We start from the raw sequence: 24,127 nt of genomic DNA, 5'->3' as shown, positions 1-24,127 counted from the left end.
CCATTTCATAAAGAAGAAACAAAAGAAAAACCCGAATGAATTGTTAAATCTTCATCCGGATTACTCGATCTTACTCTTTTCCTTCATACAACCTACTTAACTGTTTCAATATAACTATATAAGGACCCTGAAAATGTTCAATTTCCAGAGTCCTTTTCATCCATTTACATTTTTTCAGGTGATGAAACACCGACAAGTGCTAACGCATTTTTGATCGTTGTTTGAGTTGCTTTCATTAAGGCAAGACGCGCAGCACTCGCCTCCTTTTGATCTGGATCAATGACACGCTCAGCATTGTAGAAGCTATGAAGTGTTGAAGCTAACTCATGAACATAGTTTGTCACACGATGCGGGCTTTGTTTTGCCGCTGCCTCCGCTACCACGACTGGGAAATCACCAATTGCTTTTAGCAAATCATAAGACTTCTCGGACGTTAAGCTTGAAAGGTCAGTCGTCTCATCAAAAGTCAATCCTAGCTCTTGACCTTGACGAAGCATACTACATACACGAGCATGAGCGTATTGAACATAATAAACGGGGTTTTCATTTGACGTCGAAACCGCCAAATCCATATCAAAGTCTAAATGAGTATCGGCACTGCGCATCGCAAAGAAATATCTCGTTGCGTCAATTCCGACCTCTTCCATTAGATCGCGTAATGTGACCGCCTTCCCAGTTCGCTTACTCATTTTCACTTTTTCGCCGCCTTGATAGAGGCTAACCATTTGAATGATTTCCACATCCATTTGCTCGGCATTATAGCCTAACGCTTGAATCGCTGCCCTCATTCTCGGAATGTACCCATGGTGGTCAGCTCCCCAAATGTTGATAAGCTTATCAAATCCACGACTCATCTTATCTTGATGATAGGCAATATCGGGAGTTAAATACGTATAGGAGCCATCATTTTTAACTAAGACACGGTCTTTGTCATCACCATACGACGTTGAGCGGAACCACGTAGCACCATCCTTTTCGTACGTCTCGCCTTTTTCAAGGAGATATGCTAATGTTTCGTCCACTTTGCCAGATTCATATAACGATGTTTCAGAGAACCAATGGTCAAATTCAACCCGATATTCCTTCAAATCGTATTTAATCTTATCTAGCTCCTTCTTTAATCCATACTCGCGAAAGAATGCCCTTCTGTCCCCTTCTGATTGATGTACAAATTTATCGCCATATTCATCAGCTAACTGCTGACCAAATTCAATGATATCTTTGCCATGATAGCCATCCTCTGGCATTCCCTTCTCTTTTCCAAGAGCTTGAAAATAACGAGCTTCAAGAGAAAGTGTCAAATTATGAATTTGATTCCCAGCATCATTAATATAATATTCCCGTTCGACCTCATATCCTGCCTTGTCCAAAATATGACAAAGCGCATCACCAACTGCCGCACCACGCGCATGCCCAAGATGTAACGTCCCAGTTGGATTAGCAGAAACAAATTCGATCTGAATCTTTGTATCTGCACCAATATTTGTTTCGCCATAGCGCTCACCCATCTTTATAACCGTTGGGACGACCTCACGTAAATACGCTTTATCCATATAAAAATTAATAAAGCCTGGCCCAGCAATTTCAACTTTTTCAATTGAAGCACGAGCTTGATCAAGATGCTCGACAATTTGCTCCGCTATGGCTCTTGGAGCTTGCTTGGCAATTCGCGCTAGCTGCATCGCCATATTCGTCGCATAGTCACCATGTACTTTATCCTTAGGTGATTCTAATATACATTCTGGGATCGTTTGATCATCCGCTAACTGAGCAGCCTTCACTGCATTCGTAATTTCTTCTTTTAATTGCTGCTTCAATTGCTCTACACTATTCATCTATTTATTCCTCCTCAAGCGTTAAGCGAACATTATGACGTCCTGTCTCTTGTCCTTGCAATAAGAACCGATAACAGATTTCAATCCGCCCACGTGTCTTTCCTCGCGGCCATTGTACTAATACTTTTTCAGTGATCGCTTCTGTTTCCCAAGATGCCTCTTGTGTCACATAACGTCCAAACGTTCTTTCACCTGCAACGAAAGCTTGTCTCATTAAGACAGCCCCCTGTCTAATTAACATTAATTCATGTCCATCCCATTTCATCGTCGTCTGAACCTTCTCAAGACCTGGGGGTGCCTCTTCAAAGCGCAAATAATCTTGACTGCCTTTATGAAAGAGCTCTCCTCTAGTTGTGAAATCATTCGTATCCGTATGGTCATCCTGCTCTACTTTCGTCTGAAAATGCATTTTCACAAATCGTTTTAGCGCCTTTTTCATGTGGCTCGCACACCTCTCTATCTTTCATAGTTTAGCGAGTTTCAGGCTCAGTTGCAAGAAGCGCTTCATATCTTTTCCAGTCAAATTAAAGGTACTGAAAAAGTTGATTTGTACATTTTCAGCGGTCTCGTCTAAGTCCTTTAGAAGACTTTTCATCCTCTTTGAAAAAAATGAGCAGCCACTGTTGGTTGCTCATCTTCTTTCAAATTAGTCTCTTCCGATTAATCTTGCTACAAATCGTGGTAAAGCAAACGCTGCGCTATGTAAATCCTTCGTATAATAGTTTGTCTCGATTTGATGAAAGCGACTGTCCTTAACCTGTAACGGGTCATATTTTTTCGATCCAATTGTAAATGTCCAAAGACCACTAGGATAGGTTGGAATGTTCGCTGTGTATAAATTCGTAATCGGAAAGATTTCCTGCACATCACGATATACGTGCGAAATTAATTCCCCTTGAAACCAAGGGTTGTCGGTTTGTGCGACAAAGATTCCGTCTTCCTTTAACGCTCTTGAAACCCCTTCATAAAAGCCTTTTTCAAACAATTTAACAGCTGGTCCTACCGGCTCGGTCGAATCTACCATGATCACATCATATTCATTTTCTGCTTTGGCAATATGCATAAAGCCGTCATCAATTTGCACTTCGACACGTGGATCTTCAAGTGCACCAGCAATAGTCGGTAAATATTTCTTCGAGTACTCGACTACTTTCCCATCGATTTCAACAAGGGTCGCCTTTTCCACAGAAGGATGCTTTAACACTTCACGGATTACACCACCATCTCCTCCTCCAACGACTAATACACGTTTCGGGTTTGGGTGCGTAAATAACGGTACATGAGCAACCATTTCGTGGTAAACAAATTCATCCTTCTCCGTTGTCATCACCATTCCATCTAGAACAAGCATATTTCCAAACTCTTCCGTTTCAATCATATCTAATTGTTGAAACTCCGTCTTTTCCGTATGAAGCGTCTGCTTCACCTTTGCTGTAATGCCGAAACGCTCTGTTTGCTTTTCTGTATACCATAATTCCATTACTTTCACCTCATATTAACGATTCATTTCTGTTCTGTCGTGCTGCTCATCATTTTTGATTACTAAAACGTAATAAGTCGTTTCTTCAAAAGAAAGTATATAGCAATGCTTGAAAATCAGCAATGTTCTTCGACACTTTCTCTTTGAATTCAGACGTTTAAGCTTTCATGTTTTTACCAATGATAAAGATAAAGGTACTTTCTCTTATATGGGGGTGGCAACATGGAAGTCATCTTGAATCGACGCAAACGGCGAAGAATGCGTCTTATAAGGTTATTGTTTAGACTCATACTGCTATTATTCGTTTTGCTTACTGCTGCTGCGGTTGGCTTACTTTCTTATACGAAAATGCAAGGCCCTCCACCATTAACAGTTGCACAAACGACGGTTTATTTCGGAGCGGATCAATCCATTATTGGGGAACGCCATCAAGGGGAAAACCGACACTGGCTTGAACTATCGGCAATAGACCACGATGTCATTGATGCAACTATCGCTGTCGAGGATCGGAAATTTTACGATCATTTTGGGTTCGACCCCTTTCGAATTGGCGGAGCGATGCTGGCGAACATCCGCTCACGATCTATGGTACAAGGTGCCAGTACGATTACACAGCAATATGCTCGCAACCTCTATTTAAGTCATGATAAAACGTGGAAACGAAAATGGAATGAATTAATGTACTCCCTTCGCCTTGAAATGAATTATGACAAGGATCAAATTCTTGAAGGCTATTTAAATACCGTTTATTACGGTCACGGGGCATATGGCATCGAGGCAGCGGCCTATCATTATTTTGGTAAATCAGCACAAGAGCTTTCCCTCGCTGAAGCAAGCATGCTTGCCGGTATTCCAAAAGGACCTAGCTACTATTCTCCTCTATTTGACTTAGAGAGGGCGAAGAAAAGGCAAAGTGTCGTCTTACAATCAATGGTAGCAACAGGGGTGCTCACACAGGTCGAAGCAGATGAAGCATATGCTGAGGAGCTTGTATTTGATCATGACGAGCTTGAAGCCACGACAACCGTTGGTCCTTATTTTCAAGATGCTGTGGAACGTGAGCTGATTCAAGAGATCGGACTAGAGCCGACCTTATTTGAAATCGGTGGCCTACGGATTTATACGACGCTTGATCCAAATATGCAACGAGAGGCGGAACGGTTCGTTCAATCAGAAATGCCGAATAATGAATTACAAGTCGCTCTTGTCGCCCTTGATCCAGTGCAAGGAGATGTAAAAGCTCTCGTCGGCGGAAAGAATTACGATGACAGTCCCTTTAATCGTGCGACTGATTTAGAGAGACACGGTGGATCGACTTTTAAGCCATTTTTGTATTATGCTGCACTTGAGAATGGCTATACACCCTCTTCAACTCTATTAAGTGAAGAAACGACCTTTACATTAGATGAAGGACGTGAAGTATGGAAACCGAGTAATTTTAATGACAATTACGCCAATGACTTTATCACTTTGCTACAAGCGATGGCCTACTCCGATAATATTTATGCCATTAAAACTCACCTTTTACTTGGGATGGATAAGCTTGTTGATATTGCTGATCGAACAGGAATGACAAGTCCATTATCAGAACGAGCTTCACTCGCTCTTGGAGCAGCAGAAGTAAACCCATTAGAGCTAGCTACAGCATATAGCGCCTTCGCTAACGGCGGTCAACGCGTCACGCCTCGTCTCGTTCGTAAAGTCGTCGATTCTGAGGGTGAGATTCTATATGAGTCTGAGCCAGAGCTAGAGCCTGCTCTTGACCCTCGTTTAGCCTATATTACAACTGATTTGATGAAGGGGATGTTTGACCCTTATTTAAATGGCTACACTTCCGTCACAGGAGGCTCTATTTCACATTTCCTCTCTCGTGAAGTTGCTGGCAAATCAGGATCAACCCCGACTGATAGCTGGATGGTCGGTTTCACACCACAATTATCGACAAGTGTATGGGTAGGCTATGACCGCGATCACCTGATCGACTCCTCTGAAGCTCAAGTTGCCAAGAGGATTTGGGCACAATTCACAGAGCACGCCTTGGAAGGCCAAAATATAATTCCATTTGACGTCCCTGATGGAGTTATTGGGGTTGAAATGGATCCTTTCACTGGCCTATTAGCGACTGAAGACTGTCCAACCCACCGTACAACTTACTTTCTTGAAGGGACAGAGCCAACTACTCCATGCCCGTCCCCGACAGAAGATGCCATGTTAAACGAAGAGCAAGACCATGATAAAGAGAATATCATTGATCGCTTCTTCCGCTGGTTCGGAAGCTAAGAAAAATGCGCAGCGTTTTTTATTAAATGGGTCGTGCGGAGCCGTTACAGCACGGTTTTCAGTTATTCTGAACTTTCAGAACAACGTGTAACGTGCGAAGCCGTCGCTCTCTTTTGCGTTTGCCAACACCCTCTATACTTTATTTTATACATTCTTATCTTTTAAAAAAGTCAAAAAAGCTGACCTCCATTTTGGAGATCAGCTTTTTTTGTCCTAGTATAAATGTGCGTTTATACTTCCTTTTAGTTTACTCGCTATGACGAAAAAGCTCAATAGTCGCAACCACTGTTCAAAAATCGTTCAAATTTAAGCGTAATTTACCCTTTACATTTATACGACGTTCTGATAGTCAATCTAGCTTGATTAGGCTTCCAAGCCGTTTATAAACGCTAATCATCTAATAAAGCTGCGTGTAGTTCCTCTGAAGAATGCTCCCACATCGCCTCATTATGATCTTTCAGGAAACGGGCAAGGATTTTCCTTGATTTTGTATCCATATCATCGACAGCTACTTTCCCTTTTAGTGATTTATCCATCTTATTCACATGCTCTGGCATACTCTTATACCCACGTCGAATTTCGCGGTCAACGAGCATTTCACAGCCTGCTACACCTGCATAATACGGCTTCTTATCCTTATATTCAATCGATACCCAAACGAGCCAATACAGTTTGCCGTTTGGTACCTCTTCCTTATTTTTCAAAAATTTAATACGTTTCTCGACGGCTGAACGAGCATGAAGAGCTCCCATATCAACAAATGCCTCATCGTCCTCTGGACAAACAAAAATAGGTGACACATTATCTAAATTCATCACCCCTGCACCGTATCCACCATGCCCATCTGTAGAATCCCCACTTAAAATATTAAAGCCCGTTGTCTTCTTCTTAAGGTTGTCATTGTTTAATAAATCCATCTAACCATCATCCTTTCCAAATACTATTATGACAACAGCCCCCGCAACATATGTATATAGGTATATGCTTCATCTAATTCCTCATCACTATAGTTTTGCTTAGCCTTTAAAGTATGAACCTTTTCCTTCTGCTCAGCCATATCCAAATCTTCAAAGTACAGTAACGTGGAAACAAGCTCTAAAAAACGTGAGCTCTTGTCATTTAACGCTTCAACCAATTCCTTCGAGAGAGACTGATTCGGATACATGCCTAAGAATCTCTCCCCTTCAGTAGAAAGTGTATAACGATATTGAACGTAATGCCCTTTATCCTCTTTACGTTCAACGACAAACCCTAAGTTACACAGTTCCTCCATCCTTAAGCTTAACTCTTCCGAATACGGTCCAAACATATGAAACGTATATTTCTCTGAAAAAGGCGCATTCAGCTTCTTCGCAATGTAAATCATTTTCTGCAGTTTTTTTCTGCCGATGATTTCTCCCGCCTGCAAAAACAGCCCCATCACATTGGCGTGATCCTTCAGCATCGTTATCCCTCTTCCCTTTTCATTATATATCTAGAACCTTTCGTATTTGGCGCTTAATCTCACCATACTCTTCTTCGTCCTCTAACCGATCAAGTGGCACATACAGCTTATGATCCGTTCTCTTCTTACCTGAAATCGCCTCAACAACGTCTGATTGTCGCGAAAGCTCTCGTAGCTTTCCATTTGGCATTAACAAATGAATCGGCACTCGCTCTTCTTCCTCACCCGGTCTGTAAAAATCATAAGGCAAATCAGACGAGGAATCCAATACTAAATAATAATCTGGCTGTAAATCAGCCTGCTTAAACAAATCATGTAGCACGAGCCAATCATCCATTCGGTTGTTTGGATTAAATTCAATATATTTAAAAAGACGTCTATTTAGAAATCTTACACAAAGATCGCGCAAAATGCGATCCTCTTCTTCCTGCCAAACTTGGAAATAATACAAGACAATCGCCTCATCTAACCGCAAATAATCGTCCAAGCTCGCTTTTCCTTTAAAAATCGAATAAAAATGTTTCGGCTCCTGTTTAAAGGAGTATTCTTGCTCATAAAGATCCTTCGCCCGCATTAATATTTTGCTTAAAATCACTTCTGCACTTCGCGTGACCGGGTGAAAGTACACCTGCCAATACATTTGATATCGACTCATAATATAATCCTCAACAGCATGCATACCGCTATTCTTAATGACAACTTGATCCTCTTTCGGTCTCATGACCCGCAATATTCGCTCCATGTCAAAATGACCATAGCTCACACCTGTATAATAAGCATCGCGCTGTAAGTAATCCATTCGGTCTGCATCAATTTGACTTGAGATCATACTTGTCACAAGCTTATTCGAATACGTCTTCTCAATGACATCAGCAACATCTTTCGGAAATTGCGGATGAACTTGAGAAAGAACATGATTAATCTCCGTATCACCTAAAATGATCGATCGCGTCCACTCTTCATGGTCAGTGTCGAACACCTTTTCAAATGAATGAGAGAAAGGGCCATGACCAATATCATGCAGAAGCGCAGCTGTTAATACGAGCAATCGTTCCTCATCGTTCCAATCAGGGCGTCCGGTAAATTCCTCTACCATTCTCCTTGTAATCTCGTATACCCCTAACGAATGGTTAAAGCGAGTATGCTCGGCACCATGGAAGGTCACATAGGTTGTCCCAAGCTGTCGAATTCGTCGCAACCGCTGAAACTCCCTCGTTCCAATGAGCTCCCAGATTAATTCATCTCGGACATGGATATACCGATGAACAGGATCCTTAAACACCTTCTCCTCTGCTAAAACACCATATTTACTCATAGTTCATCCTCTCATATTCGACGTTACTACTATTATATAAGAAATATTCATACATGTCTTTTCCCAATGCTTTCTTACACACATTCAATATCTAATTTCTAGCCCTTCTTTTAGTTGACTGTGACACTAATGTTGACGAATAGTCAATGGTAACTAATGTAGCGAGACTATCTCAAAAAGTCTTAAAATGACGCATTTGAGATAGTCTTTTTCAATCACTAACGAAGACATTTAAAAACACCAAATGATATAATCATTTCATACACGCTCATGAAAAAAACGGAAAAAGAGAGGCTTGCAGTAGAAGGTAATAGCTAGTGACATAGTTACATATATGAGTAATAGCACGTTATAAAACTTCGCAAGGATCTACTATCTGATTATGCGATATAAGCTACCAATAAGGAGGTATTTTAATTGAAAATAAGTGAATTATCTAAAAAGACAGGTGCTAGCATCCGATCGATCCGTCACTATGAAAAGAAAAATCTCATTACTTCTACTCGTCTTGATAACGGCTATCGGGAGTTTGATGAATCTTCCATTGAACGAATTAAAACTATCAAAATCTATTTGGGCTTAGGACTAACGACTGATCAAATCGAGGAATTTTTGAATTGTATGGATTCCTACCCACAATATGAAATTGAGGAATGTGATGAAGTATTTGACGTATATGAAGAAAAATTAGCTGAAATTAACAAGAACATGCATGCATTATCAATCGTAAAACAACGGTTAGAAGAGCAAATTAAGAAGAAAGAAGACAGAGAACTAACTCGTTCGATGCGTTGTCCTGCCTCTATTCATCATCATTAACTACGAAAGACACCACATTTTCTTACTCATTTTAAAAAAGAGTGTCCACTTTTACACGACGGTAAAGCGACACTCTTAGCAATAAGCTCTTACGAAGAAGAGACAACTTTTGATTTTATCTTCTTTTCTACTTTGTCTAACAGCTGATCCTCATCAGGGGCTGCTACAGGACGATTATTGACAAATGCGAATGATTTCTTTCGTCCTGGACCGCAATACGATTGACAACGAATATCGATAGTCGCGGTAGGATCGAGCTTCTTTAAACGTGGCATAAGCGTCTTAATGTTCGTTGCCTGACACTCGTCACAAATTCGAAATTCATTGGCCATATCTCGGTTCCTTTCATCTATAGTTCAGCTTACTTTTTATAAAACCTAGCGATTATTTTAACATACCTCCTCCTTTTTTGCACGAAAAAAGGGCAGACATGCTATAATATAACGAGCTTATCTTAATGAACAGGAGTCTACACATGAGCGAAACCTTATCATCCATCTCTAAGCAATGGAGATTGCTAGACCATTCAACATTAGGTCTACATTTCCCACCACTTGATTCTTTTGCCTATGACGACACCTTATGTGCCTTCGTCGGGCGAGGTCATTCTATGCCAACCATTCGACCTTGGGTTCACAATCAAACGATCGTTCTCGGCATTCAAGATAGCCGCCTCCCTCATATTCATGATGGCATTCAACACTTACATTCAGCAGGTTACGAGGTCATCGTCCGAAATTCAGGTGGCTTGGCTGTTGTTCTTGATCCCGGCATACTAAATGTCTCTCTTATTATGAAGGAAAACCAATCGATTTCGATCGATTTGGGATATGATATGATGTACCGTTTTATACAGAAAGCTCTCTCACCTTATAAGGTTAACATTGAAGCACGGGAAATTGCCGGTTCTTATTGCCCTGGTAGCTATGACCTTAGTATAAATGGCAAGAAATTTGCTGGTATATCACAAAGACGCATACGAGGCGGGGTAGCTGTTCAAATTTATTTATGTTTAACAGGTAGTGGCGGGGATCGCGCTCGCCTCATTCGTTCGTTTTATGAACACGCTGTGAAGCAATCACCAACTAAATATACATATCCAGACATCATACCTACAACAATGGCGTCCTTGTCCTCTTTACTTAATGAAGAGATTGATGTCACGAAAGGATTGCATCTCCTGCTCGAAGCGATGCTTCAAGAGAACATTTCACTCTCAACGACAGCCTTTTCTCAAGAGGAGCATGCTTGGTTTTTAGAGCAACAAGTTCGGTTAAGGAAGCGAAATGAAAAGGTGTTCTAAGAAAAACTGCGCAGCAGTCTTTTCTTAGAAGCGTTGCGCGGAGCCGTTACAACGGTTTTAGGCTTTTTATGAAAGTGGCGTTTTTTCATAAAGAACGTGGAACGAGTGAAGCTGATGCCACTGTAATCCGGGCTGCGTTACTTGAAAAACGCTATTTTGACCGTGTTTTGTTATTCTGCAACCCGATTTCATCCTGTTATATCGCCTACACAACATCCTCTCTCACCACTTCTTTTTGAACTCCAAGAAAAAAGGAATACGTGTAATCTCCAACAAAAAGCATGACAATATGGAGCATGAAAAAGTAAATGATATTGGTATTCCTTACATTTAGCAGCTTAAAGCGAATCAGCAATTGATCAAAGAGAAGAGCACAACCGAGCGCAATCGCTTTAAACCTACCTTTTGATAAGAGCGTGCTAATTGTCGGGAAAAAGCTAACAACTAACGCATATACAGGAGCAAGAATAAAATGATTCCAGTCCTTACTTCTTGGCGTAAGATACGGGAATTGAAAACGAAACACGTTCGTAAAGGCAAATAAAAAAAATAACGCATTCGTATAATAAATCACATGACTAAAATAGAGTGAAATCACCGTAAACAGCTTTCTCTTCGAGGAGCGAAAGCCTAACCACCACTGATCGATAAACCAAAAATAAAAAATAATACCAACCACAGTAAAAGACGTATTCCACGTCCGATTCACAAAAATTCCCTTCCTTAAAAAGATCGCTTCAATTCCACCAAACATGAGCGCTAGCCCAACCTTAGTTTTCCACCCAAGTCGAAACAATGTAATGAATGCGGCCTTAACAGGTACAAAGAACGCTTGAGAAAGAAAAGCACCGAATATACTGTCAACCCAAGCATTCCGAAACACCCCAGGCTTATATCGATACATTCGCAATAGGTTTAAAACAACATACTCAAATAAATACGTAAATCCAATCGAGCCCAAAAGCAACGCTATCGTTTGCTTTTTAAAACGTACAAACGTAATAAGAAATAAAATTGTATGACAAATACAAACGATAAAAAAAGGGCGTGTTTGCGTCTTAATCATCATGAATATTCTTTCCTTTTCAAGTATATTGCTCTTAGTGTGAATAAAGATTTGCTTTTTCATACCGTGGAAAAAGAATGGAAAATGAGAAAAGCGTGCAACGGCTTTTCTATTTCTTCACTTTATACGATCATACCTAAAAAGAGCTAAAAGATGAGAACACCTTTTAGCTCTTTTCTCTTATTTCGTTACCGCCGATTTCTGATTAAGAGCCTGCATCGCCGTAATCAGAGAAAGCTTATAAACATCTGCGGCATTACAACCACGAGAAAGATCGTTCACTGGCTTATTCAACCCTTGTAGGATCGGTCCAATTGCATCATAACCACCTAAACGTTGAGCAATCTTATAGCCTAAGTTTCCTGATTCTAAGCTCGGAAAAATAAACACATTCGCTTGACCTTGTAATGGCGAATCAGGAGCTTTCTTTTGCGCGACAGCAGGTACAAACGCTGCATCGAATTGGAACTCCCCATCTATAACAAGATCAGGACGAGCTGCTTGCGCTAGTTTTGTTGCTTCAGATACTTTTTGCGTTTCAATCGACGAAGCCGAACCTTTCGTCGAAAAGCTTAGCATCGCTACTTTTGGATCTATGTCAAACACTTTAGCCGTTTCAGCCGTTGCAATGGCAATTTCAGCTAACTCCTCACTATTTGGAGCGATATTAATCGCACAATCACCAAATACAAACTTCTTGTCCTCTTTCACCATAACAAACACACCTGATGTTCTCTTTATACCTGGCTGTGTTTTAATAATTTGTAAAGCAGGACGTACTGTATCTCCCGTAGAATGAGCAGCACCACTTACTAAACCGTCTGCTATCCCCATATGGACAAGCATCGTACCAAAGTAGTTGACATCAACAAGCTTTTCACGTGCTGTTTCTTCAGTTTCTTTTCCTTTTCTTCGTTCTACAAAGGCTTGAATCATATCATCCATTCCATCATAGCTTGACGGATCCATAATGGTTACATTCACTACATCCAATTGTAGCTGCTTCGCCTTCTCTTTAATCTCCTCTTCACTACCAATTAAAATCGGTCTAACGACTTGATCAGATTTAAGTTTAATCGCCGCTTCCAAAATGCGTTCATCTGTCCCCTCAGGCAAAACGATCGTCGGCTGATGTTTCTCCACTTGATTTTTTATAGCTGCAAATAGACCGCTCACTACATTTCCTCCTCTTTATCCGTTCCCTCTACTTATTTCCCTACTATAAGGATACTCCTCTTCATTCTAAAAAGGAACCATATTTGTCAAGTTCATCAAAGTTCAAATTTTTGAAAAAATCTATCTGTTTCCGTTTTCACAGTCGCTAATCCTTCTCCTTTCGCCACTTTACCCTTTTTCTAGGATGACCAAAGATTTGACGCTTATGTGTCAGAGACTCGCTTCATTTTTTCCTTGTTAAAAAGTGTGATATATTAAAAGAGCATGTTCAAAAAGTACCATAAAACACGGCAATGGCTCCGGTTGCTATGCGTCTTGTGGTCAGAAAACCACTCATCACAAGACTTTCAATAAATGTAGCGACTACTCATTGCTTCGAGGTCATTCAAAAAGGGGAAACCAGGGCACCAAAAAAGTTAAAAACAAAACTTTGTCAGTGCCTTCAAAATCAGCGCTTTTTTGGACAACCTCTTTAAATAATTTACAGAAGATGAGGAGTGTGTATATCATGAGTGAAGCCGCAGTAACATTAGATGGATGGTATTGCTTACATGATTTTCGGACAATGAATTGGCCAGCTTGGAAAACTCTTACTCAAGAAGAACGTAATGAAATTTTAGACGAATTTCATTCTATGATTGCTTCTTGGCAAGAAACAGAAGAACAAGAAAAAGGAAGTCATGCCCTCTATTCAATAGTCGGACAAAAGGCTGACTTGATGATGATGATTTTACGTCCTACGATGGAAGAATTAAACGAAATCGAAACCGTCTTTAATAAATCAAAGCTAGCTGAGTTCACGATTCCGAGCTATTCGTATGTCTCAGTTGTTGAATTAAGCAATTATATGGCCGGGGATAGCGATGGTGATCCTTATCAAAACCCTCATGTCCGTAGTAGACTATACCCAATTTTACCAAAGGCCAATCATGTTTGCTTTTATCCAATGGACAAGCGCCGTGAAGCAAATGACAATTGGTATATGCTCCCGATGGAAGAACGACGTTCCCTTATGAGGAGCCATGGCTTAATTGGCCGAAGCTATGCTGGCAAAGTGAAGCAAGTCATTACAGGTTCTGTCGGCTTTGATGATTGGGAATGGGGCGTGACGTTATTCGCTGACGACGTTCTTCAATTTAAGAAGCTTGTTTACGAAATGCGTTTTGACGAAGTATCAGCTCGCTATGGGGAATTCGGCGCTTTTTATGTTGGGAATCGATTAGATCTCGAGAGTTTACATACGTTTATGAACTAAAATGTTCTCTATCTTGAATCCAGAGGCTAGGACATAACTAGCTTCAAATAGTGAAAAGGTGAATTTGAGTGTACTCAAACTCACCTTTTTCTATTTTGCGTGTAAATTCTTCTATTACCCTATATGTTGGCAATGAACTTTAAGTTCATTGCCATTAACGCAAACCCCATCTCGTTTTCTACCTTCGATTTCCCTCGGACAGAAAATCGAGTGAAACGCAAATGAGCCTTTAAGAATCCAAAAACTCGTTACACGCATTTACGAAAGAGACGCATTTTCATAAACGCTCAACCCCTTTGTATCGGCTCAGCACGAGGATGTAAGTTTTCTTTGCATAAAGAAAAGAAGTCAGTCATATAGTGAAGTAACTGCACAGCCTGCGTCAGATCCAACGTAGATTGACAACTTTTGAATGAGGGGTGAGTAGATGGCAGTCATCAAAACAAATTCAAATGATATTGATACACTTGCTCGTTTAATGAGAGCGGAAGCAGAAGGCGACGGAGAGATGGGGATGCTTACTGCAGGAAACGTTATGGTCAATCGCGTCCGAACACGTTGTCTTGATTTTGGTGATATTAACTCGGTTCAAACAATGACCTTTCAATCACCAGGGGGGTTTGAAGCTGTTCAAAAGAGTTACTTTTACCAAAGTGCACGGGAGCGAGATAAACGGTTAGCTCAGCGAGTTGTCAACGGCGAGCGCTTTCGACCTGCTGAAAATTCATTATGGTTTTTTAGACCTGATGGCACTTGTCCTGAACAGTGGTGGGGACAGTGGAATTCAGGTCGCTACAAAGCTCACTGCTTTTATTCACCACTCGCTTCTGAATGTCCAGATGTGTATCGTACTTATTAAAACAATTCACGACAATGATTACTTAACAAAGGAGAGGTATACATGAGCCAACAATGGTATCAACAGCAAGGACAGCAGCAGCCTATGCAAGCTCAGACTCAGCAAGGGCAACAAGGGGGAGTGCCTTATTTCTCATCTCAACAATATCAAACACCTGGATTCGCTCAAGCGCAGCAATTCCAACCATTAGGAGGAGCGGTTCCAGGGTATCCGCAGCCACAGCCCGGTACTGGCATGCTTCCACTTGAACAATCCTACATCGAGAACATTCTTCGCCTCAACCGCGGGAAGGTAGCTAGCTTTTACATGACCTATGAGAATAATGAGGAATGGAACGCTAGAATTTTTAGAGGAATTGTGGAAGAAGCAGGTCGGGATCATATTATTGTTAGTGAAGTCGATGGAAGTAATTATTATATCCTGTTAATGGTTAATCTTGATTACGTGGAGTTTGATGAGCCAATTGAATATGATTATCCTTTTGCCAATGGACCGGTCTTAGCACAGTACTCTCCACGCCCAGAATAAGGAAGGCCACTGAAAAAGAGCCTTTATGCGAAGAGTGATATGAAAAGACTTAATATTTTCATATCACTCTTCACGCATATCTATTACATGTATCGAAGCACCGCAATCCCCAATAAGACCCAGCCTACGATAAATGCCAATCCACCAATAGGTGTAATCGCACCTAGCTTTGTTATCCCCGTTAGAGCCATGACATATAAACTGCCTGAAAACAGGACAATTCCCACAACAAAGCTCCATCCTGCTCCTGTTAGTACACCACTCGTCATTTTCAACGCTAATAGCCCCACTACAAGCAATCCAATACCATGAATCATATGGTACTGCACACCTGTTTGGTAATTCTTCATCATTCTCTCTGAGAGCTTCCCTTCTAACCCATGGGCACCGAACGCTCCAATGACAACGGATAACGCCATGATTATACTACCTAAGAACAAAAATAATTTCGCCATATTTCTATACACTCCTTCTTCTTTGTTCCAAGATCAAAGTGTCAAAAGATACCTTCTGACAATGTATTTGTTATAGTTTCCATTTTATCAGATTTTTTTGTTTACTAAAAAAAGTATGGCACATTTCCAATTTAATTTGGTATGTGCCACACAAATCATCTAGCCTCTTCCATCCTAATTCGTGATCATTTCACTCTCGTCAACTAACTCCCAGCTTTGCGTGTACGCTCCTTTAGCCAATACTTTTAGATAAGTACCTTCTTCTAGAATGCTACTGGTTGTAAAAGTGACACGTATGCTCTGACCTTCCTCATTCGTACCTGTTAAACGATATTTATACCTGCCATTATCCTCTTTTGGCTCTTCATTTATTTCAACATACACATACTCTTTTGACATAAATGGGTTAAAACGATCTAGATCCTCACGCATAAATGCATACATTCCTAATAGCACAATACTCGCTAGGATAAGAACGATGAAAAATCTCTTCATTATGCTTCCCCCAATCTAACTTTAAATTACTTTCTTCACAATTTGTCGATAATAGCTAACCGTGAATAAGGCGAACAGCAAATAAACCATTGCATACAGGACTATTCCTACCAAAGTAGGTACTAAAATACTTGAGATTACTAAGATTGATGCTACTCTAATCGCAAAGACTGCATGGGAAATTCCAATTAAAAGAGGAATAATAAACACAAACAACTGTTTCAAGACAATACCTTTCAATATGTCATTCACATTAAATCCAAGTTGTCGCAAAGTTTTATAATATCTTCTTTCCTGTTCAGCTTCAGTCATCTGTTTAAAGTACAAAATGCTGCCCGTAGATATTAAAAAGACAAACCCTAGAAAAGCGGTAATAAAAATGAGGACTCCGAAAAATTGAAATGCTTCAATATAAACCGAATGGTAATCGGGCATATAAACACCTTCTTCAACATACGGCATATATAGGAGAGAAGCTTCCTCTAGCTGATCCTTATCTTCAAATTGAAATGTATCAATTTGAAGAATTTCAATGTTATCCCTCCCCTGCACCTCTTGCTTAAAATCATCAAACGTAGCTTGAGACACAACAAGTTGCATACCTAACAAATTGAAATTCATGATATTCTTTATTTCAAGATCAGTGACTGACAAGGTCTTATTCTCAAACTCCACCTGTATCGGATAGCTATACTCATTTTCTTCAATGATCGCTCTAGAATCATAATGAAAGGCTTCACCATAGGCTGGAATGTCAATCTCTAGACCGGCTTCCTGCAAGGGTTCTGCCGGAAATACCATTATTGTTCGTTGTACCACTTCCAACTGACTATTATGCGGAGTGAATTCACCAACAAACCTCATACCTTCCACTTGGTGATTATAAAAGTCAATTCCTTCCTTATCAAGGTCGGTGAGGAAGGATTCTGCTTCACTTTGCATATTTTCAAAAGCTATATCAAATGGCATCGATAAGCGGGTATCCTTTTCTGCCGAATAATACAAAGAGTATGACAATGAAACCATTGTAATGGTCATTGCTGACAACACTGTTATAATCGTTAGTGAATTGGCATCCCCTTTAATTCTGTGCATGAAAGGAGCAATAGATAAACTGTTGAATAACCCAAGATTCCCTTTCTTACTTCTTCTATAGAGGTAGAGAGCCCAACCTATAGTCATTCGAAATATTAAATACGTCCCAAGTATTGTTGTAGCTAGAACCATGAGCATATAAGCAAACAAAGCATCCAAGTTATCAATTATCTTTGTCGATAGGTCATATCCAAAAGCTACAAGTGCCAATCCTACAAAAGCTAATAAACCTGAAATAATAGGATGGATCGTCTTAGATTCATCTTTTTGGTTTTCTGCATATAATAATTCTTTTAGTGTACTTTTAGAAACCTTGATCACTATTTGAATGACAGTGATTGCAATTAAAACAGTAAAGATTAGCAGTGTTTGCCCAACTGCAAGGATTGAGAAAGAAAGCTCGAAAACTTTATCTATCTCTAAAATACGCATAAGTATAATGAGGAAAAACCGAGATAAGAGGATACCTACAACGACACCTACTATTAACCCACCTACTCCTAGTAGAATATTCTCAACGATCAGAAGCCGCCCTATCCAAAATTTCGAGAGTCCACTGAGCTGATAAATACCTAATTCTTTACTACGGCGTCTTAAAAAAATACCATTTGCATAAATGGTGAATACACCTGTAATGACCATTAATAAAATACCAGCAACATGAAATGCACTAGAGAACTGAACACTACCACTCATCAATGTTACAATAGACGAATCATGCTGTAGATTCGCAAAGATATAGTAGAGGCTAACACTGAAGATCATCGAGAAAAAATAAAGATAATACATCTTTAGGTTTTTTCTAATACTACGAATAACTAATCTATTCGTTGTCATTCTGGACTTCCTCCTCCAAGCACAGCTTGCACATCCATAATTTCTTTAAAAAACCCTACTCTTGTCTTATTTCCTCGATATAGCTCAGAAAATACTTTGCCGTCCTTTAAGAAAACAACTCGACTACAATAACTAGATGCGACTGGGTCATGTGTCACCATAACAATGGAAACAACACGCTTTTCATTAATCTCATTCAAATTCTCTAGCATCGCTGCGGCCGTTTTGGAATCCAATGCACCAGTAGGTTCGTCAGCAAAGACGATCGAAGGTTTATGAATTAATGCACGTGCTACAGATGCGCGTTGCTTCTGCCCTCCCGAAATCTCCGTGGGATACTTATTCGCTACATTTGTTATTCCTAATATATTCGCGATGTCATTAAATTCTCTTTGTGCCTCACTCGCACTTATATGACTTAACGAAATAGGTAATAGGATATTTTCCTTTACTGTCAACGTATCGAGTAAGTTATAATCCTGAAAAATAAATCCAAGGTGTTTGCGTCGAATATTCGCAATCTGTTTATCCTTCAGCTTAGAAATATCGTCATCATTGATTAAAATAACGCCATCTGTCGCGCGATCGATGGTCGCTAACACATTTAGTAACGTTGTCTTTCCAGATCCAGACGGACCCATAATCCCAACAAATTCCCCTTTTGTAACACGAAGATTTACTCCTTTCAGCACTTGTTGAGTGCTCCCTTTAGACCCGTACGACTTATACACATCCTGTGCATTTAGAACCGTCTTTGGCATCATTGATTGATTCATGTAATCCCCCTTTTCATCTTTATGTTGACTATTATAGACTTCTTACGTTTCATAAATCGCACGTTTTAGGTGACATTCCACTAGAGTAAAGTGATATTTTTGTCACATTCAAACACAGTTTCTGAGAATCCGCTATTCTACTTAGATTAAACAACCGTATACAAAAAAACAGTAGAAGGCGTAGTCTGACCTCATTTTATGAGATTCAGTCTACTACTCCTACTGTTTTTTTACTTATAGTCTATTTCGTCTAATCGATTCCATTTCATTCTCTTTTAAGAAAAGGATATCCACTGCCGTTCCTTTACCGTATATGGAAGACACCTTAAGTGTTATGTTCAACTTGTTCGCTACGGTTTGAGCTAGGTATAAACCTAGACCGGTTGCAGCATTTTGCAGTCTGCCATTTTCTCCGGTAAATCCCTTGTCAAAAATCCGCGGAAGATCATGTACCTGTATACCACGGCCTTCATCTTTAATCGTTACGAAAACCCTTCCATTATCGCTTTCGCCTATTGTAATAGCGATGTCTCCTCCGTTTTGACTATATTTTATCGCATTGGTTAACAGCTGCCTTATAATGAAACGACACCACTTACTATCAGTCAAAACTCGCTGCTCTTCCTCTGCTTTTACTTCCACACCAATGTTCTTTTCCATACACCAAGAAGCTAAATCACGCACTTCTTCCTTTAAAAGTGACTCAATCAAGACAAATTCCACTACATAATCTGATTCCAACGTAGGAAGCCTAGAAATATACAATTGCCTATCAATAAGTAAATGCATCCGTAACCAATTCGTTTCAATCTTCTGAGCTAATTCATTGCTTCTATGTCCATCAATGGTCATTTTCATCACTGTAAGAGGAGCTTTAACTTCATGAATCCAAGAAGCTAAATAATCATTTTCTAATAAATAGCTTTGTCTCAAATCAGTAAATTCCCTTCTGTAAAAACGATCTACTTCACATAAAAGCTCGTATACCATTTGATCTGGAAACCTATAAATAGGCTCAGGTAAGGACTCAATCCAATCTGTATCGATTTCATCCATTAGTTTCCTTAATTTTCTAAAATAATCTGTCTCCCTTTTGAATCGCCAAATGAAAAAAAGGCAAAAGGAAACAACAGCGATAAGATTTAGATATACGATAGAGGATACACTTATCGTGAACCCTTGATCGAATGTAATAAGTAGATTAGTCACCCCTCCTAGAATAACAAAGAAAAGAATCCAGCTTTTTTTATAAACAAGATATCGAAAAAGCATATTTCCTCCTATAACGTGATAGCCATATAACCTAGCCCTTTTTTTGTAACAATGGCTTCAGAAATGCCTAGAACAGACAATTTTTGCCTTAAGCGGGCCATGTTGGCTGTGAGAGTATTATCATTGATAAATTGATCATCCTCCCATAGCATTCTCATTAATTCATGTCTAGAAATAATTTGATGGTTAGCTTTCACAAGTGTCGTAAGGATAAAAAATTCATTTTTCGTTAAATCTACTTCCTCTCCATCTTTCCTCATTACACCTCGCTTTAAGTCAATTAAAGCTTCATTCCATTCAACCACATCATTTACTCCTTCTTCATAAGCATATACTCTACGAAGAATAGCTTGAAGCTTGGCTAATAAAACGTCCATGTTAAATGGCTTTTGGATATAATCATCTGCTCCCATGTTCATAGCCATAACCATATCCATCGGATGATCTCTTGAGGAAAGAAAAATAATCGGTACTTTTGAAACCGCACGAATTTCCCTGCACCAATGAAAACCATCGTATTTAGGAAGTTGTATATCTAATATGACCAATTGAGGGTTTTCCTTTATAAATGTATTCATGACCTGTTCAAAATCAACAGGACTAGAAACATGCAAAGACCACTGACTTAATACTTCTTTTAATTCTTCCAAAAGATACTGATCATCTTCAACAATTAGAATATTCATCACTATGAACCCCCTTTTAAACAACATATTACACTTTAATGAATAGACAGCATAAACACTCTTCTACAAAAAACAGAGAGCTACATCCCGTTCCCCCAATAGACTCAGATGGCTTTCTCCCGTTATAATTATAGTAACTACTATCAGATAAGGAGCGAGCAAATGTCTATCATTAAGACTCGTATGTATACATTAGATGATTTCGAGGCTTTACTTACAATTCAGAAGGAGGCCTTTCCTCCACCATTCCCTGAAGAACTATGGTGGTCAAAGGACCAAATCACCGCACATATGAACACTTTTGCAGAAGGAGCTATTATAGCTGAGCTCGATGGTGTCATTGTTGGATCCGCTACATCAACATTAATTCATTACACAGGAAAACCTCACACCTGGGAAGAAGTCGCCGATCAAGGATACATGACAAATAGCTTTGACCCTAACGGTGATAGCCTCTATGGTATTGATTTATGCGTACGCCCTAGTTATCGCAGTAAAGGGATAGCTACAGCATTGTACGAAGCAAGAAAAGCGCTTGTGCGTCAAAATGGGTATAAACGATTTTTAGCTGGATGCCGTATTCCAAATTACCACCAGTATGCAGACGAACTCGACGTACAAACCTATATCCAAGCCGTTCAAGCAGGGGAAGTCAAGGATTTAGTGCTTACCTTTATGATAAAACAAGGTCTGACTCCACTTAAAGCTCTACCAAACTACATTGATGACGAGGAATCACGGCATTACGCTGTACTGGTTGAATGGAAAAATGACCAGCTCTAAAAATCAAGTAAATTGGATTTAGGAGGCGTAGGAGAAGAAGATTCCATTGATGAATCATGAGACGCAACATGCGTTTGTGCGATAGACGGCTGCGATTGGATAGGAGACAAAGGTTGCATAGGCCGCGCAGAATCAGTACTCGTCCCCTTTAACAGCCGACAATAAGATTCAATGACTATCGCTTTCTCCTTTACAATATCTGCTTGTCCATGTTCCGTTGCCCGTTTCAAAAGTGCTAATTCCTGCTCTAATTGCTCTACAATCTTCTTAGCTGATACATTCATAGAAAGGCCCTCTCTTTCAATCAATTCTCCTCATAGAATAACACACAAAAAAGGATCAGGCATGTTCCTGACCCCTTGATGCAAAGATCGCCTTAATACCGGCAATATTCACCCCTTGTTTAATTAAAGCTTTTACTTCCAGGAGCGTCTCGATGTCCTCTAACGAAAACATCCGTTGGTTCCCATCATTACGGACTGGCTTAACCAACCCTTGCTCCTCGTAGTACCGAATTTGTCGGGCAGTTAAGTTGGTCATATCCATCACAACTCGGATGGGTAAACATGCTTGCTTGCGTGGAATTTCTGACTTCACTCCTGCCCTCTCCTTCCTGTCGTTCATCCAATCATGTTGATCGTTGTTGGCGAGCCAAATACGTATAAACCTCCTGCAACGTTTCATACCCTAACTCTTTAGCAAGACGTATATTCTTTTGCCATAGCTTCGCGGTGACAAGTGCATCTTCCATTGCATGGTGGCGTACGTGAATGGGAATTTGGTAGTGACGACAACATTCATCTAATGTCACCAGCTTTAACGAAGGATGGACGACCTTCGTTAAAAAAGATGTATCCAAAATTCGATGGACAAAGGTCGTACGTAACAATTGCCATGTAGCGTGCGACATAAATCGCTTTTCATGACTAGCGTGATGAGCAACCAGTGTGGACTTACCTATATATTCATAAAATGTAGGCAACACATCCGACAACGGCTTTGAATCGATCAGCTCCTCTTTCGTTAGCCCTGTTAATTGAAGAACTTCTTCCGAAGGATTTTCACTATACACCGTTGAGTAGAACGTTTCCTTCTCAAGGATTTCATCACCCTTCATTTTAACAGCACCAATTGATAAGATACTGTCTCCTTTATCAGGCGAAAAGCCACTCGTCTCAAAGTCAAAGATGACAAATGGCAGTTCAGAAAGAGGGCGCTCTAACACGTCGTCTTTTTTCAACTCTCGCTGTATTTGTCGTAATTGTGAATGCCTCGCAGCAGCGGATTGCTGCTGCAAGGACGTATACACGCTTGGACTTAGCTTGCCAGATAGTTGCTTCACTAGTTGAACCATGTTGTTCATCATGTCCATTCACCCTCTTTAAATGCCCTTTCGATTTCTCGATACAACCGGTGACCTTCTCTAACCCATTCCTTCAATTGCTTTTGATCCTCTGCACTTATATCCTTCAATGATAAATGATGCACTCGATCGTATTCCTGTACATTTTTTGTCCATTCGATTCTTTTTTCTAACAACCTTTCATACGATTTTTGCTTATGCTTAATAGCTTGATGAACTTCCGGCAGCTGCTCAAACCGTTCAAGAGTAGACGGTTCATAAATCTGATGCTTTAATGCAAGCAATCGCATTCCATTCACATAAGGGAAAAGGACAATTTGCTTTAAGTCAAACAACCCTTGATGCTTCCCTTTCGTTTCAACTAACAATTGATTGAATAATCCAGTTCCTTTGCGAAGTCGACCTGTATTTTCCGTAAATCGCTTTAATAAATATGGATGCTCCTCTATACAGGAAAAGAGGTACCCTTTCAACTCATATAACAGCTTTTCTTCGCCGGTCAATACACGAGAATCAAAGAATGTTAGCGTATACCTGAGTGACTCCCATCTATTCTCCTTCAACCAACCAGTCAATTGCATCTTCCATTCATCAAGCGACATACACCATTTCCTATTAGAGGCCATCACGTTGCCATCACACGGCTCATACCCTACTTGACTAAGTGCATCGACGATGTTTTGACCTAGTAGTACAAAATAATCTCGATGCCTCTCACTCTCTCCTTCATAAATGATGCCATGATCCTGATCACTCCAAAAGGCTTGCTCTAGCCTTGCTCCACTGCCCATAAGAAAGAACGTAAAGTGAGTGGGACTCTCTCCCCACTCACCTTCTGTCCTTTTAAGCGCGAGACTGACCGCTTTCTTCATAATCAAATCATGACTTCGTTGTAAAGAAGCTGAGGTATGTGTGTAATCATGGATAACCTTCATTCGTTCATCTAGAAGCTCTTTTAAATGCTGATTCCAATCACGTTGTAAACCCTCAGACATCTCACTCATA

At 40.1% G+C, this 24,127-nt stretch carries 25 protein-coding genes and 1 pseudogene; 7 read left to right on the top strand and 19 right to left on the bottom strand.

Annotated features, from left to right (window positions below; translation table 11 throughout):
- Window positions 1-164 precede the first annotated feature (164 nt).
- From argS to speE, 3 genes are all read right to left on the bottom strand, one after another.
- Window positions 165-1,835 carry an arginine--tRNA ligase gene (gene argS / locus MW695_RS01225; RefSeq protein ID WP_247101998.1) on the bottom strand — a complete coding sequence of 557 codons (1,671 nt, stop codon included), beginning with the start codon at window positions 1,833-1,835 and terminating at the stop codon, window positions 165-167.
- Between the two features lie 4 nt (window positions 1,836-1,839).
- Window positions 1,840-2,274: a YwiB family protein gene (locus MW695_RS01220; RefSeq protein WP_247101995.1), complete on the bottom strand. Its 435-nt coding sequence runs from the start codon at window positions 2,272-2,274 to the stop codon at window positions 1,840-1,842.
- Between the two features lie 207 nt (window positions 2,275-2,481).
- Window positions 2,482-3,315: a spermidine synthase gene (speE, locus tag MW695_RS01215; RefSeq protein WP_247101992.1), complete on the bottom strand. Its 834-nt coding sequence runs from the start codon at window positions 3,313-3,315 to the stop codon at window positions 2,482-2,484.
- Window positions 3,316-3,537: 222 nt separating this feature from the next.
- Between speE and MW695_RS01210 the strand changes: the two genes are divergently transcribed.
- Window positions 3,538-5,595, top strand: a complete 2,058-nt coding sequence (locus MW695_RS01210) for a transglycosylase domain-containing protein (RefSeq protein ID WP_247101989.1) — start codon at window positions 3,538-3,540, stop codon at window positions 5,593-5,595.
- Between the two features lie 389 nt (window positions 5,596-5,984).
- Here MW695_RS01210 and MW695_RS01205 read toward each other — a convergent pair whose 3' ends face one another.
- The 3 genes from MW695_RS01205 to MW695_RS01195 are packed head-to-tail and all read right to left on the bottom strand — an operon-like array spanning window position 5,985 to window position 8,354.
- Entirely contained in the window at window positions 5,985-6,512 is a 528-nt protein-coding gene (locus MW695_RS01205) for a YwhD family protein (RefSeq protein ID WP_247101986.1), read from the bottom strand.
- A gap of 26 nt (window positions 6,513-6,538) precedes the next feature.
- Window positions 6,539-7,039 (bottom strand): YwgA family protein, encoded by a 501-nt coding sequence (locus tag MW695_RS01200; RefSeq protein WP_035344634.1) that lies wholly within the window; start codon window positions 7,037-7,039, stop codon window positions 6,539-6,541.
- Window positions 7,040-7,061: 22 nt separating this feature from the next.
- On the bottom strand, window positions 7,062-8,354 hold the full coding sequence (locus MW695_RS01195; protein ID WP_247101983.1) for an HD domain-containing protein: 1,293 nt from the start codon (window positions 8,352-8,354) through the stop codon (window positions 7,062-7,064).
- 417 nt (window positions 8,355-8,771) lie between these two features.
- Between MW695_RS01195 and MW695_RS01190 the strand changes: the two genes are divergently transcribed.
- The gene (locus MW695_RS01190) at window positions 8,772-9,173 is read left to right on the top strand and encodes a MerR family transcriptional regulator (RefSeq protein WP_247101980.1); all 402 of its coding nucleotides are present in this window, start codon (window positions 8,772-8,774) and stop codon (window positions 9,171-9,173) included.
- Window positions 9,174-9,262: 89 nt separating this feature from the next.
- On the opposite strand, the gene MW695_RS01185 is transcribed toward MW695_RS01190, so the two are convergent.
- Window positions 9,263-9,505 (bottom strand): YuzB family protein, encoded by a 243-nt coding sequence (locus MW695_RS01185; RefSeq protein ID WP_035344632.1) that lies wholly within the window; start codon window positions 9,503-9,505, stop codon window positions 9,263-9,265.
- Window positions 9,506-9,648: 143 nt separating this feature from the next.
- On the opposite strand from MW695_RS01185, the gene MW695_RS01180 reads away from it, so the two are divergent.
- Entirely contained in the window at window positions 9,649-10,476 is an 828-nt protein-coding gene (locus MW695_RS01180) for a lipoate--protein ligase family protein (protein WP_247101977.1), read from the top strand.
- 205 nt (window positions 10,477-10,681) lie between these two features.
- Here MW695_RS01180 and MW695_RS01175 read toward each other — a convergent pair whose 3' ends face one another.
- Window positions 10,682-11,605, bottom strand: coding sequence for a hypothetical protein (locus MW695_RS01175; RefSeq protein ID WP_247101974.1), 924 nt, complete (start codon window positions 11,603-11,605; stop codon window positions 10,682-10,684).
- A 117-nt stretch (window positions 11,606-11,722) separates the two neighbouring features.
- A complete protein-coding gene (gene pta / locus MW695_RS01170; RefSeq protein WP_247101971.1) occupies window positions 11,723-12,718 on the bottom strand; it encodes a phosphate acetyltransferase in 996 nt (331 codons plus the stop codon).
- A 508-nt stretch (window positions 12,719-13,226) separates the two neighbouring features.
- Between pta and hemQ the strand changes: the two genes are divergently transcribed.
- The 3 genes from hemQ to gerQ all read left to right on the top strand — a co-directional run bounded on the left by hemQ (window position 13,227) and on the right by gerQ (window position 15,360).
- Entirely contained in the window at window positions 13,227-13,973 is a 747-nt protein-coding gene (gene hemQ, locus MW695_RS01165) for a hydrogen peroxide-dependent heme synthase (protein WP_247101969.1), read from the top strand.
- A gap of 427 nt (window positions 13,974-14,400) precedes the next feature.
- On the top strand, window positions 14,401-14,832 hold the full coding sequence (locus MW695_RS01160; RefSeq protein WP_247101966.1) for a cell wall hydrolase: 432 nt from the start codon (window positions 14,401-14,403) through the stop codon (window positions 14,830-14,832).
- Between the two features lie 42 nt (window positions 14,833-14,874).
- Entirely contained in the window at window positions 14,875-15,360 is a 486-nt protein-coding gene (gerQ, locus tag MW695_RS01155; protein ID WP_247101963.1) for a spore coat protein GerQ, read from the top strand.
- A gap of 83 nt (window positions 15,361-15,443) precedes the next feature.
- Here gerQ and MW695_RS01150 read toward each other — a convergent pair whose 3' ends face one another.
- The 6 genes from MW695_RS01150 to MW695_RS01125 form a co-directional block, all read right to left on the bottom strand.
- Window positions 15,444-15,815 carry a DUF423 domain-containing protein gene (locus MW695_RS01150; protein WP_247101959.1) on the bottom strand — a complete coding sequence of 124 codons (372 nt, stop codon included), beginning with the start codon at window positions 15,813-15,815 and terminating at the stop codon, window positions 15,444-15,446.
- A gap of 174 nt (window positions 15,816-15,989) precedes the next feature.
- A complete protein-coding gene (locus tag MW695_RS01145; protein ID WP_247101956.1) occupies window positions 15,990-16,310 on the bottom strand; it encodes a YxeA family protein in 321 nt (106 codons plus the stop codon).
- Between the two features lie 21 nt (window positions 16,311-16,331).
- Complete coding sequence (locus tag MW695_RS01140; protein ID WP_247101953.1) at window positions 16,332-18,242, bottom strand: FtsX-like permease family protein; 1,911 nt, start codon at window positions 18,240-18,242, stop codon at window positions 16,332-16,334.
- Window positions 18,239-19,018 carry an ABC transporter ATP-binding protein gene (locus MW695_RS01135; RefSeq protein WP_274169690.1) on the bottom strand — a complete coding sequence of 260 codons (780 nt, stop codon included), beginning with the start codon at window positions 19,016-19,018 and terminating at the stop codon, window positions 18,239-18,241. Before MW695_RS01135 ends, MW695_RS01140 begins: the two co-directional genes overlap by 4 nt.
- A gap of 234 nt (window positions 19,019-19,252) precedes the next feature.
- Complete coding sequence (locus MW695_RS01130; protein WP_247101952.1) at window positions 19,253-20,290, bottom strand: sensor histidine kinase; 1,038 nt, start codon at window positions 20,288-20,290, stop codon at window positions 19,253-19,255.
- Between the two features lie 8 nt (window positions 20,291-20,298).
- The gene (locus MW695_RS01125; protein ID WP_247101950.1) at window positions 20,299-20,976 is read right to left on the bottom strand and encodes a response regulator transcription factor; all 678 of its coding nucleotides are present in this window, start codon (window positions 20,974-20,976) and stop codon (window positions 20,299-20,301) included.
- A 162-nt stretch (window positions 20,977-21,138) separates the two neighbouring features.
- Between MW695_RS01125 and MW695_RS01120 the strand changes: the two genes are divergently transcribed.
- Window positions 21,139-21,759 carry a GNAT family N-acetyltransferase gene (locus MW695_RS01120; protein ID WP_247101948.1) on the top strand — a complete coding sequence of 207 codons (621 nt, stop codon included), beginning with the start codon at window positions 21,139-21,141 and terminating at the stop codon, window positions 21,757-21,759.
- Here MW695_RS01120 and MW695_RS01115 read toward each other — a convergent pair.
- The 4 genes and pseudogenes from MW695_RS01115 to MW695_RS01100 form a co-directional block, all read right to left on the bottom strand.
- Entirely contained in the window at window positions 21,756-22,043 is a 288-nt protein-coding gene (locus MW695_RS01115) for a DUF5327 family protein (protein WP_247101946.1), read from the bottom strand. The genes MW695_RS01120 and MW695_RS01115 overlap by 4 nt on opposite strands.
- Window positions 22,044-22,116: 73 nt before the next feature.
- Window positions 22,117-22,356: pseudogene (locus MW695_RS01110) on the bottom strand (MerR family transcriptional regulator); the annotation flags it as partial.
- 31 nt (window positions 22,357-22,387) lie between these two features.
- Entirely contained in the window at window positions 22,388-23,125 is a 738-nt protein-coding gene (locus MW695_RS01105; RefSeq protein WP_247101944.1) for an exonuclease domain-containing protein, read from the bottom strand.
- Window positions 23,122-24,126: a DUF294 nucleotidyltransferase-like domain-containing protein gene (locus MW695_RS01100; protein WP_247101942.1), complete on the bottom strand. Its 1,005-nt coding sequence runs from the start codon at window positions 24,124-24,126 to the stop codon at window positions 23,122-23,124. Before MW695_RS01100 ends, MW695_RS01105 begins: the two co-directional genes overlap by 4 nt.
- Window position 24,127: the final 1 nt, after the last annotated feature.

The sequence above is a fragment of the Halalkalibacter sp. APA_J-10(15) genome (genome assembly GCF_023017105.1).
Lineage (GTDB): Bacteria > Bacillota > Bacilli > Bacillales > Bacillaceae_D > Halalkalibacter.
This window is presented reverse-complemented; position numbering and strand designations above follow the sequence as displayed.

Excerpts from the sequence above, each read along its gene's own strand:
- speE (WP_247101992.1), bottom strand. The coding sequence starts at position 3,315 with ATGGAATTATGGTATACAGAAAAGCAAACAGAGCGTTTCGGCATTACA.
- MW695_RS01205 (WP_247101986.1), bottom strand. The coding sequence starts at position 6,512 with ATGGATTTATTAAACAATGACAACCTTAAGAAGAAGACAACGGGCTTT.
- MW695_RS01135 (WP_274169690.1), bottom strand. The coding sequence starts at position 19,018 with ATGAATCAATCAATGATGCCAAAGACGGTTCTAAATGCACAGGATGTG.
- MW695_RS01180 (WP_247101977.1), top strand. The coding sequence starts at position 9,649 with ATGAGCGAAACCTTATCATCCATCTCTAAGCAATGGAGATTGCTAGAC.
- gerQ (WP_247101963.1), top strand. The coding sequence starts at position 14,875 with ATGAGCCAACAATGGTATCAACAGCAAGGACAGCAGCAGCCTATGCAA.
- MW695_RS01200 (WP_035344634.1), bottom strand. The coding sequence starts at position 7,039 with ATGCTGAAGGATCACGCCAATGTGATGGGGCTGTTTTTGCAGGCGGGA.
- MW695_RS01125 (WP_247101950.1), bottom strand. The coding sequence starts at position 20,976 with ATGAATATTCTAATTGTTGAAGATGATCAGTATCTTTTGGAAGAATTA.
- MW695_RS01160 (WP_247101966.1), top strand. The coding sequence starts at position 14,401 with ATGGCAGTCATCAAAACAAATTCAAATGATATTGATACACTTGCTCGT.
- MW695_RS01220 (WP_247101995.1), bottom strand. The coding sequence starts at position 2,274 with ATGAAAAAGGCGCTAAAACGATTTGTGAAAATGCATTTTCAGACGAAA.
- hemQ (WP_247101969.1), top strand. The coding sequence starts at position 13,227 with ATGAGTGAAGCCGCAGTAACATTAGATGGATGGTATTGCTTACATGAT.
- MW695_RS01105 (WP_247101944.1), bottom strand. The coding sequence starts at position 23,125 with ATGATGAACAACATGGTTCAACTAGTGAAGCAACTATCTGGCAAGCTA.
- MW695_RS01195 (WP_247101983.1), bottom strand. The coding sequence starts at position 8,354 with ATGAGTAAATATGGTGTTTTAGCAGAGGAGAAGGTGTTTAAGGATCCT.
- MW695_RS01100 (WP_247101942.1), bottom strand. The coding sequence starts at position 24,126 with ATGAGTGAGATGTCTGAGGGTTTACAACGTGATTGGAATCAGCATTTA.
- MW695_RS01185 (WP_035344632.1), bottom strand. The coding sequence starts at position 9,505 with ATGGCCAATGAATTTCGAATTTGTGACGAGTGTCAGGCAACGAACATT.
- MW695_RS01175 (WP_247101974.1), bottom strand. The coding sequence starts at position 11,605 with ATGAAAAAGCAAATCTTTATTCACACTAAGAGCAATATACTTGAAAAG.
- MW695_RS01150 (WP_247101959.1), bottom strand. The coding sequence starts at position 15,815 with ATGGCGAAATTATTTTTGTTCTTAGGTAGTATAATCATGGCGTTATCC.
- MW695_RS01120 (WP_247101948.1), top strand. The coding sequence starts at position 21,139 with ATGTCTATCATTAAGACTCGTATGTATACATTAGATGATTTCGAGGCT.
- MW695_RS01115 (WP_247101946.1), bottom strand. The coding sequence starts at position 22,043 with ATGAATGTATCAGCTAAGAAGATTGTAGAGCAATTAGAGCAGGAATTA.
- MW695_RS01210 (WP_247101989.1), top strand. The coding sequence starts at position 3,538 with ATGGAAGTCATCTTGAATCGACGCAAACGGCGAAGAATGCGTCTTATA.
- MW695_RS01145 (WP_247101956.1), bottom strand. The coding sequence starts at position 16,310 with ATGAAGAGATTTTTCATCGTTCTTATCCTAGCGAGTATTGTGCTATTA.
- argS (WP_247101998.1), bottom strand. The coding sequence starts at position 1,835 with ATGAATAGTGTAGAGCAATTGAAGCAGCAATTAAAAGAAGAAATTACG.
- MW695_RS01140 (WP_247101953.1), bottom strand. The coding sequence starts at position 18,242 with ATGACAACGAATAGATTAGTTATTCGTAGTATTAGAAAAAACCTAAAG.
- MW695_RS01130 (WP_247101952.1), bottom strand. The coding sequence starts at position 20,290 with ATGCTTTTTCGATATCTTGTTTATAAAAAAAGCTGGATTCTTTTCTTT.